The 11,224-nt window shown below is 46.7% G+C and carries 6 protein-coding genes; all 6 read right to left on the bottom strand.

Annotated features, from left to right (window positions below):
• Positions 1–205: 205 nt before the first annotated feature.
• Positions 206–1,774, bottom strand: coding sequence for a RagB/SusD family nutrient uptake outer membrane protein (locus tag DWW23_RS06465; RefSeq protein WP_122352458.1), 1,569 nt, complete (start codon positions 1,772–1,774; stop codon positions 206–208).
• Between the two features lie 29 nt (positions 1,775–1,803).
• Entirely contained in the window at positions 1,804–5,181 is a 3,378-nt protein-coding gene (locus DWW23_RS06460; protein ID WP_122352457.1) for a TonB-dependent receptor, read from the bottom strand.
• A gap of 160 nt (positions 5,182–5,341) precedes the next feature.
• Complete coding sequence (locus DWW23_RS06455; protein ID WP_122352613.1) at positions 5,342–6,316, bottom strand: FecR family protein; 975 nt, start codon at positions 6,314–6,316, stop codon at positions 5,342–5,344.
• Between the two features lie 69 nt (positions 6,317–6,385).
• Positions 6,386–6,949, bottom strand: a complete 564-nt coding sequence (locus tag DWW23_RS06450; RefSeq protein WP_122352456.1) for an RNA polymerase sigma-70 factor — start codon at positions 6,947–6,949, stop codon at positions 6,386–6,388.
• Between the two features lie 223 nt (positions 6,950–7,172).
• Positions 7,173–10,070, bottom strand: coding sequence for a glycoside hydrolase family 38 C-terminal domain-containing protein (locus tag DWW23_RS06445; RefSeq protein WP_122352612.1), 2,898 nt, complete (start codon positions 10,068–10,070; stop codon positions 7,173–7,175).
• Between the two features lie 6 nt (positions 10,071–10,076).
• A complete protein-coding gene (locus DWW23_RS06440) occupies positions 10,077–11,222 on the bottom strand; it encodes a sugar MFS transporter (RefSeq protein WP_122352455.1) in 1,146 nt (381 codons plus the stop codon).
• Positions 11,223–11,224: the final 2 nt, after the last annotated feature.

The raw sequence follows: 11,224 nt of genomic DNA, 5'->3' as shown, positions 1-11,224 counted from the left end.
ATCAAATTCATTATTCACACAAATATAAAGACAATCCGGTACAGAAAGAACACAAATATCTTTAATTCGCATACAAAATCACATAAAGGGGCTCTTTTTATGAAAAAAGGAGGAGTAATCCTACTCCTCCTCTCCCATTTCTGACCATTGACATGTAAAATGATCGACTAAATTAAAAACACTTTTTATCCATTGCTGGTATCTTTTACCGGGCAGAATAACCAGGGTTCTGGGTCAGACTCGGATTACGCTGCATCTCATTTACAGAGATCGGCCACAACAGGTCGGTTTCCTTAAATGTCGCACCGGAAGCATTCTGTGCCCCCACCAGGTTGATATAATCGATCCGGCCGGCCTCTGTTTTGGAGATCACAGGGAATTTACCTGTACGCACACAATCATCCCATATCTTATATTCCAGCGGGAACTCACGTAAACGCTCGGTCCAACAGGCTTCGATAAAGGCTTGTTTCGACAGTTTCTGTAATTCGGAAGCGATCTGATCAGCCGTTTTACCTTCCATATCGGCACGTGCCTGCACCTGTGCCAGGTAACCGGCTGCTTCGGCCGTTACTCCCTGGCTTTGAGCGATAGCTTCGGCTCCGTCCAGCAATGCTTCGGCATACCGGAAGACATTCCAGTCTTTCGTTCCTTTACCGGTACTAAGCAAAGCGTCTTCGTCGTAATAATACCAGCAGCCCGCATTCTTGGAAGACCATGTCGCCCCGGTATTCGGATTGGTGTATTCCCAATGGAAGAACTGGTTCGGCTGGATACGCAAGTCGTTCTTTTCGTATACATTCAGGAATTCGTCCGTCGGACCATAGACACGTTCGAAGATCGAATAAGTTCCGAATACGGAAACGGCACTCGAATTAAAGGCATAAGTCGGGAACCAGTCACTGGTATTTACCGCATTATCATACTCCTGGGCATAGATCACTTCATCCAGATCGTCGGTCGAACGAAGTTTGTTGAAGGCACTGTTCATCTTCAGGTCGTCATTCGTAGCCAGGCTGTGCGGGGAATCGATTACGATCTTCGCATACGGGACTGCTTCTGCATACTTACCTTGCTGCATATACACAGAGGTCAACATCATAGCTGCCGCATATTTAGTGATCCTGTGGGAATTATCCGCAAACTTAGCCGCCGGCAGTGCATCGGCCGCCTCTTTCAGGTCGGTCTCGATCTGGGCATAAATAGTTTCCACACCCGTACGGTCCAGTTCCATGTTTTCGGCAGTAACATACGGTTCCGTATAGAACGGTACGGCACCAAAGGTCTTTACCAGATAAAAATAATTGAAGGCACGGAAGAACTTCGCCTCTCCGATGAGTTTTTTGGACAGGGCTTCCTCCATCTTGATATCCGGAATACTTTTGATGGCGGCATTAGAGACATTGATGGCCTTATAACAGGCATCCCATATCCCGTCCATCGTACCGGATATTTGCATGGTATATTGCTGGCGGTTCAACTCGCGGGAATATTTACACACGATCTCCTGTCCTTCGTAACTGTTCAGGAAATAGCCGGTCAGTAATCCGGTAATAGAGGCGAAACTTCCTACATACGCACTCGGAGCGGAGGCTATCTGACGAATGGCCCCTGTGCGGTACAGATAATTGACATTTGCCAGAGCCTGTGCTTCCGTTGTATAATACCCCACAGTAGTCAGCTGGCTTTTGGGGTTCTCATCCAAAAAATCACTGCATGCCGTAAAGCTGAACAGTCCGGCACATAAAATCGCGGTCGTTAGTATCTTTTTCATATTTTAATCGTCTTAATAAGTTAAATGAATCAGAAAGTCACATTAACACCAAAAGTGAATGTTCTTGCTCTCGGGTAAGAGAAAAACGTCATGTTCTGACCAAACTTACCGGCTCCTTTATCAGTCGAACTGGTTTCCGATGTCGATTCGGGATCGTAGCCCAGGAAATCTTTGGAAACGATCTGGAACAGGTTGTTACCGCTTGCATACAGACGTAAACCGGACAAACCGATCTTCTTAACGACATTGCTATCGAAAGTATATCCGATCTGCAACATATTACAACGCAGATAAGAACCGTTGGCAACCCATTGCGAATCGGTTGTAGTATCCTGACCGGCATGTTTTACACCGTTATGCTCGGCGCTCTGCAGATAGATCATCTGCTGCATGGTTCCCGGATTTGTTCCGTCGTAAGCATCATAAAGGATATTCTTCAGGCCATTGGTAATACCGAAACGGTCGTAAGTCGAGTGGAAGAAACGTTGCAGTGTCTCAACGCCCCAAACGAACTGCAGGTCGAGTGTAAGGTCGAAGTTCTTGTAAGAAAGATTATTGATCCAGCTACCGGTCCAATCAGGTAATCCTTTACCGATAATGGTCTTTTCGGAAGAACGTTTTGCACGGCCAACCTGGCTCTTTTCACAATTACCGGCTTCAAAATCTTCTATGGTATAAACGCCCTGACGTTCCAGGCCATAGAAGCTACCCATACTTTCGCCTACACGCAGGATACTTCCGCCACCTACCCAGTCATACAGGTACACATCGGCATCGGTATCACCCAAAGCGAGGATTTTATTTTTGTTATAATTCAGGTTCACAACAGAGTTCCAGGTGAAATCTTTACTACGCACCGGAGTGGCATTCACCATCAGGTCCATACCCTGGTTCCTTACAGAACCGATATTCTTAAAGATAGTACTGAAGCCGGTAGAGTGAGGAACCGGACAATCGAGCAACAGATCGGTCGTTTTCTTATTGTAGTAAGCAATATCGAGGTTCAGGCGATTCTGGAAGAAACCGATATCGAAACCGATATCAAACTGTCCTGTCTTTTCCCATTTCAAATCCGGGTTCGACATGGTTTTGATATAAGACCAGGGAGCACGTTTACCGTCGATCAGGTGCGTTCCGGCATCTGTCTTACCCAAAGAGTTGTACGGGCCGATTTCCGAGTTACCTGTCAGACCGTAGCTGGTATGCAGCTTCAGGTTGCTTATCACCTCGCTGTCCGCCAGGAAATCTTCCTGCGAAATATTCCATGCCAGACCTGCTGACGGGAAAAAGGCATACTTATTATTATCTCCGAACTTGGAAGAACCGTCGACACGTCCTGTTACCGTTGCCGAATAACGATCTTTATAAGTATAAGCCAAACGCAGGAAATAGGAGTTCATAGCCCAACGTTCCCAACTTGATTCCGGACTGCTCGGATTGGTTCCGACAGCCATGTTGTTGTCTTCATAAAAGTCGTCGGCAAACCCTTCCGTACGAGACTTGTTCCAACGTTGCGTACGTTCCTGCCAGGATAATCCCGCCATTGCATTTATACGGTGCTGACCGAAAACTTTGCTATAAGTCAGATAAGTTTCTTCCTGCCAGTACAGAGAATTCCAGTTCTGATATTCAGCCCAACCGTTAGGCATGGAGATGTTATTCAGGGAAATGGAAGAATAGCCTCTGTATGTCGCATTATGGCTGTCGATACCGAACTGGGTCTTCAGGTCCAGACCGTCCATCAAATGGAATGTCAGGGCGGCATTACCGAATATCTGCGTATTATAACGCATACGTTTCTGCAAGTCCAGGATCATTGCCGGATTGGACATTCCCTCCAAACCGAAATAATTACTTTCCGTCAGAGAAGTGGTGCTGGTCGTATAATCGCCGTTGGCATCGTATACCGGCAACCAGGGAACCATCTCGATCATTGTACGCCGGGCATCCTGTCCGCCGCCATCTTCCGGAGTATAACGTCCCCAGGTATGATTGACCAACAGGTTCACGGCTGTAGAAAGCCACGGGGTCGGGTTGGCATCGTAGGCGATCTTTGCATTCAGACGTTTATTATACGTATTGTTTACAATACCTTGCTGGTCGGTATAATTCAGGAAAGCACCCATGGAAGAGTTCTTACCTGCCTGCTGGATATTTATCTGATGGTTGTGTGAAACGGCTGTACGGGTAGCTTCATCCTGCCAGTCCGTATCGTACAACGGGTTACCGTTCTCATCGAAGTAATTACGGTCGTGGAACCAGTAGGAACGATCCAGAGACCAGTTCTTTCCCATGTAAGTGTTTTCATTTTCCAATCCTTTCATAAAGGTATCACACCATTCCTGAGAATTCAACAGGTCCATTTTACGTGCAATATGGCTAACGCTGATCGATCCCTGATAGCTCACGGCTGTTCCTTCGCCATCCTTCTTTCCGCGCTTGGTTGTTACCATAATGACACCATTCGCACCACGGGCACCGTAGATCGCTGCGGCAGAAGCATCTTTCAGTACTTCCATCGATTCGATATCATTCGGATTAACCAATCCGAAATCCTCCATTACGACACCGTCCACTACATATAACGGTTCGGAAGATGAATTGATAGTCGCCATACCACGGATAATAACACGGTTGGAATAGGCTCCCGGCTGGCTGGAGTTTGAAAAGATATTGACACCGGATACTTTACCTCGCAGGTTATCCAACGCACTGAAGTTCTGATTTTTCGTCAGTTCTTCCCCCTTGGCAACTCCGATAGATCCTGTTACATCCGATTTACGCATCGTACCGTAACCTACAACGACCACTTCGTCCAATGCTTGCGTGTCTTCCGCCAATACCGCACTAACTGTGGATTGGCCGTTCACCGGGACTTCACGGGTGAGGTAACCGATATAAGAAATTACCAATACTGCTTTATCCGGTATCTCCAGCGAGAACTTACCGTCGACATCGGTAATGGTACCATTGGTCGTTCCTTTTACAACCACATTGGCACCGATGATAGGCTCTCCTGACGAATCGGTCACCGAACCGGTAACTTTCTTACCATGCTGTTTGATGGAGGGCAGGCTGTTCTTCGTCAATACAATATAATCATTCTCAAAAGCGAACTTCACTTCCGAGCCTGCAAAAGCATCATTCAGGTATTGGGCGACAGTTCTGTTGCCGGCTTTTACAGGAATGGTTTTATTCACATCTACTTCATTCTTACTATAGACAAACAGATAGTCGGTTTGTTGTTCGACCTGGTCTATAAAATTCGCAATAGTCATAGTCTTTCCACTGATATTCACCTTCACGTTTTGCGAGCTTGTTTTCGATGCAAAGGAAGAGAATACACAAAGGGAAAGCAGAATGGCTGAAATTCTCATAACATTTAGAATTTTCGGTTCTTTTTTCATAACTTTGTATTGTTTACTTGTTAATACTTAATTATTTTTGATTACGTGTTAGCAGACGGCCGAATGGATGCGGGAACGTCTTTCGGCCGTTTTTTCTTCTTTATACTTCCATAGGCAATAAATAATTTAAAGGTTAAACATATTTGATGATCTCTCTATTTTATCTGATTATTATGCTATTATTTTCTTCGTCTTTCATATACGTAAAATAATAGACTTTCCGCAATGTACGGAGTGCACTTTCCACCCCGTCGCGCTGCCGGAATTTTCCACTGAATTTATATTTCATAAGCTTGCTGTTACTGACCGTTATCCCGATATCATAATACAGTTCGAGTTTCTTTATTATTTCTTCAAACGGGACGTCATCAAATGCATAAATACCCTCTTTCCACAACAGAAAATCGGTATTTCCCATAGGACGTTTTACTAATTTATTGTCTTTTAATTCGGCACATTCGTTAGGATTCATAAACAGAGCTTTAGCCTCGTCTTCCCGTTCATATATTTTGACCGAACCTTCCAGTAATGCCGTATTAAACTCATTCCTACCTTTATAGGCAAATACATTGAATTTTGTACCCAACACTTTTATATCCAGCTTTTCAGTCGATACGACAAATGGCTTTTGTTCGTCATGTTCGACCTCGAAAAAGGCCTCACCGTCCAATTCCACTTTACGCTCTCCGCTGGTAAAACGATTCGGATACCGGAGTGTGGAACGGGCGTTCAGCCAGACAGTCGTCCCGTCATGTAACTTTACCATCGCCCGCTGGCCGGAAGGTATGGAGAACTCTTCATAAGCAATATGCTCTTCCGGAGACTGTCGGTTGTCCAACACTATCCAGGTGGAAAGGATAGTCAGGCAGATGGCTGCGGCATAGCCTGCCACATGTCTCATAAAAGGTACCGGATTATGTTTCTTCCTGCAATGAGCCTGTTTGAAACCTGCCAGTTTATCGACGGCATCCAATTCATCATTTTCTTTCGGTAACCAAGAGGATAATGCATACAGATTCTGCACGGAAGAGAAGTCTTTTCTGACTTTCGCATCCGTCCGAATCATTGAGAATAACAGCTTTCTCTCTTCTGCGGTTATTTCTCCTTCAAAATATTTAGTTATTAAGTAGTGCATTTTCCGGCTTGTATACAGGGAGAGCGTTTCAAACTCCATTTACTCCCAAAGCCAGTATGCAAATAAATATTATTTAACATCCAATAGGAAGAGTAATAAAGGCAGGTAGTCCTTTAGTTCTATGCGTAGTTTCCGTAAGGCTATGGTCATCTGGTTCTCTACGGTACTCATCGATAAATCAAGTTCGTCGGCGATCTCACGGTTCTTTTTCCCTTCGATACGGCTTTTAAGAAAGACCTGGCGACAGCGTTCGGGAAGTTTATCGATAGCAGTCATCAGTATTTGTTCTATCTCTTCATCCGAAGTAAAAGAATAATTCAGTGATTCCAAAGATGCCAGTTTTGCACTAAGCTCCTCTTTATATTCGTCTGCTATGACTTTGCGCCTGAGATAATCAAGGGATTTATTTTTGACTAATGCAAAAAGATAAGAAACCAAACTTATCTGTATATCCAGCACCTCTCTCTTCTCCCATAACAGGAGGAAAACATCCTGTACTATATTCTCCGCATCTTCATCAAACAATACATATTCCTTTGCAAAACGAAACATACGGGAATAATACATCACATAGATTTTGTCAAAATTATTCCGTACATCTTTCAGCAAAATATCTGTATTTTCCACTTGCATTTTTATCTCAGGAATTACTTGTTTTTATAAAAACTCATAGACATGAATGTTATTGCCACGACAAAGATATAAAAGATACTTTCATCGCAATAAAGTTCAGGTAAGAAATATTTCCTTATCAAACGACAGAGAGGGAGAGGTAAAAAGAAATGCCGCTTATGAAAAGCCTTCCCTTCCGAAGAATCTTTCCATAAGCGGCATGCTCTATTTTTTTCATCCGAGACTACCAGGATAACTTTATAAACTTATTCTCCCACGGAGCAAAGTCTGTCGTTCCGTTTCCGGTTACAGGGTCTCCCACAACATCGCAAACCGTCACTTTCGTGAAGTTGACCTTATCGGAAGTAACGGCGAAGGTAGCCGGTTTCCCATCCACCTCGCGCAACTGGAGCATGACGGCCTTTTCTCCTTCAACAGGCTTCATGTTTACCAGCAACAGGTTGGCAGGGGTAATCGTAAAGACGGAGGCCGGCGAGATGACCTTGGAACCTTTGGCACCAGCCGGCAATACGCGGGTCAGGAACGGGATACGGTTCTCCCAGGCAAAACGGGTGGCATAGCCAAGAGAGTTGTCCTTATCGGAGTTGATGAAATAGCTCCATTGCAACTCGCCCATCTGGTCGGCATTGAAATTGGTTACCCAATAATTGTTCATCGGCCAGGAATACATATTGGTGGACTGCGGAACGGCGCCGGCTTTATAACGTCCTGTATTGATCGCACCGAACTGCATCAAAGGGATTTCCGGACTACCCATAACAACCTGCGACTCGCTGTTGCGTGCCGTGGCAAAGTTCTGGACCGTGTACCAGTCGTTCGATGATCCGGGTATCTGGTCTACACCAGCCTGAATATTTCCGCCGGGAACATCCAGGAAAATCTTACCCTGGTTGACTTCAAACGGGAAAGAGATGTAAACAGCCTCCGGATCGGTAACGGCTTTCTTACGCAGGCGGTAAACGATTTCTATCTTTTTGGTCACGTTGAAGACACGAAACTCCACCATCAGGTTGTTCGGCTCGCGGCCGGCAACCGTCTCGCCACGGAAACGGTAGGTATCCCAAATGTCGCCCTTCTCGTAACGTTCGAAACGGATCCGTTCCGGACGGCGACGAAGGAATTGCGGGGCACGGTATTGTTCCATCGGATGACGACTGTCGATGATCTCATAGATGAACTCTCCCATCTCCCACTCTGCATTCGGCGTCGTCAGTTCCTTGTTCAGTTCCTTGTCGAAGAGTTTGCTGATAGTGCCCTTACGCGGATTGAAGTCGATGGAATACCAGGAATTTTCCACATGCGCATTCTCCAGCTTCTCTGCCGATTGTATAGCTGCACGGGGAGTATCTTTTACCTTAATATAATATTGCGCATATCCCAGAGCCGGTACGTCTTTTACATAAAGAGACCAGTACGTTCCGTCCGAACGGCTTTCCGCCGGTTGGGCAGGAATGACATTGCCCGAAGCATCCACTATCTCGAATGCCTTTTCGCGCGGTAGGATCTGGTGGTCGATGTATACTTTGGCAATGCCGCTATACGTCCAGTTCAAGGTATTGAAGACGGCAACAGACGGATACTCGGCTTTTGGCACGAAAGACTGCAGCAATCCCATCGTCACCTCTCCCAGCAAGCCGGAATGGCGGTAAGCCTCCCAGGCATACGACTGTTTCAGGGAACGTTGTTCCCAGGTCTCCTTGCAATAGGCATCACGTACACTTTCGCTGTAACCGAACGTATGTTCGTCATAAAACAACAACGCTTTGTTGATATCGTATATCTGGTCGTCTATCTGTGCGGGGAGTTTGGCTCCGAGCATACTGGCAAAAGATAATCCTGCCTGATTGGCGATAATATCCGAATGGGTGATACGGGATATGGCCGCTTCACGTGCTCCGGATCCAAAACCGTCGGTCCACCAGTCGGGCCATGCGCCACGGATGGTCTGTATCTTATCGGCATAGTTCGATTCCACCTCTTTGATAAACTCGCTGGCTACGGCCGTACGGAGTTTAGGCCATTCGTATTTCTCGTTCCATTTCATCAGCATCTCGCAACTCTTGGTCGAAGGAGGCGAATTGTCCGTGAAATAACCGGAGTGCTGGGCGGCAACGATATCGTACGGATAGTTTTTCGCTTCCATCTCTCCCAGATAATTCAGAACGCGTTCCTCAAACTGTTCAAAGTTATCGGTATGGATACCGAAGAAGTTACCCTGGTTATAATGCTCGGCACGATAGGTCAGCACCTTCTTTCCCGAAGGAGACTGCCACCAGAAGACGGTCGGGATATCGAAACAGATCAGGGCACGGTGGCCGTGTGTTCCCATATTGACATACTTCACACCGGCGTCGGCAAAGAACTCGCTGAAGCACCAGCCGATACCGTTCACATCGTTCTGCATGGCGACTTCCGCCTTCAAACCGGCATCGCGGAATTGTTTCAAGGGATACAAAGAAGCGGCCAATGTCTGTTCGTCCGGCAGTTCGTCGAAGTTCAGATACATGGCGGCCAGCTCGATACGTCCTTCCGATACCCGTTTCTTCAGCCGGGCGATCTGTTCGGCGGGACGGCATTTCAAGTATTCGCTGACAGCCCAGGCGATCTCGCAAGTCCAGCGGAACTTGGCGAAGTCGGGGTAATTGTCGGTTGCATCGCAATAGTCGAGCGCATAGTCGATGTAACGGAGGTGTTCCGCCAGAATCTCGGTCTGCGAACGGGTATAACCGATATCCGTATGGGTATGCTGTACCATATTCATCTGCCAATGGCGGACAGGTTTCACTTCTACCTGAGCAGACTCTTTTTCTTTCCCAATCATTACCGTTAGAGGTAGTTGCACGGCGGACTGTACAGCCGGTATCTCAAAAAAGAACTGGTTAGCGCCATCATTCAACTTCTCCTTTCGCGACTGGTCTCCCAACATAAGCGTAGCAGTAACAGGCGCACCGCTATGCTTCACGGTTACCCGTACTTTCTGCACCGGGCCTTTCGCTGTTTTATATAAGGCTGGGAACAGGTGGGTTTCGATCGCCGGAGGCGCTGTCGAAGCACTCCATACGGAGGACGACATAGCGAACAATGCCAATCCTGCCAGAAATAAGGTCTTTAGTGTTTTCATAAGCATCTATTTTTTATCGATTCCAAAAGATATAAGACAAATATAAAGGATACAGAGCAGGAGAATGGATAATCCGGCAACCTGCCCGAAACCGTCGGCAACAATCCCCATCAGCGGAGTAATCAGCGCACCGCCGGATACTCCCATGATCATCAGGGCCGATATTTCGTTCGCACGCTCCGGTTTATGCTGAAGGGCAAACGAGAAGATGATCGAGAAGACATTCGCACAAGCCAGTCCCACAATAACGATCATCACGAACATGCTCCATGTGTCGGGAACCGCCAACAGCAGGACAAACGCCACGATGGCGACAAACATGCTGTATTTCAGGAAACGGCTTGCCGAAAGTTTCGCCAACAGGAAAGCACCGGCAAACGAACCGATTGTACGGGCGGCAAAATACAAGCTGGTTCCTAATCCGGCTTCGGAAAGAGCCATGCCGGTACGCTCCATCAGGAGTTTGGGAATGGTCGTGTTTAAGCCGACATCTATGCCGACTATAAAGAGAATTCCCAGGAACAAGGAGGTTATATATTTATCGCTGAAAAGAGATAACGTCGTTCCAAAAGTAGCCTTCGCTTCTTCCAGTTTTTCCTTTCCCGGAATGGTCGAGATCAACCAGACGGTAGAGACAAGTGTCGTTGCTGCATAGACGGCGAAAATCAGTTTCCAGTCACCCCAAAAAGAGGCGGCGGCTCCCGCTATGATCGGTCCCAGGAAAGAAGAGATGGCCTTGATGAACTGCCCCAGAGTCAGGACGCTGGTGATGCGATCCGGGTTGACGACGTTGGCGACCATCGGGTTCAACGATACCTGAAGGATCGTATTACCGATACCCAGCAAAGCAAAAGCCAGCAGGACTGAAGCAAAATCGTAGAGGAACAAGGGCAGCAACATGGCCAGAGTGGTAACGGCCAACGCTATCACAACAGTATTGCGCCGCCCGGCTTTCCCCATCAGGATACCTGTCGGGATCGAGAACAGGGCAAACCACAGGAACACCATCATCGGTATCAGGTTGGCTAGCGTATCGGAGAGGGCAAAGTCTACCTTTACATAATTGGTAGCGATGCCTACTACATCGACAAAGCCCATCACAAAGAATCCGAAGAGGATGGGGTAAATAGCTTTTGAATTTTGTTTATTCATGG

This window comes from Parabacteroides sp. AF14-59, from assembly GCF_003479515.1.
Taxonomy (GTDB): Bacteria; Bacteroidota; Bacteroidia; order Bacteroidales; family Tannerellaceae; genus Parabacteroides; species Parabacteroides faecis.
This window is presented reverse-complemented; position numbering and strand designations above follow the sequence as displayed.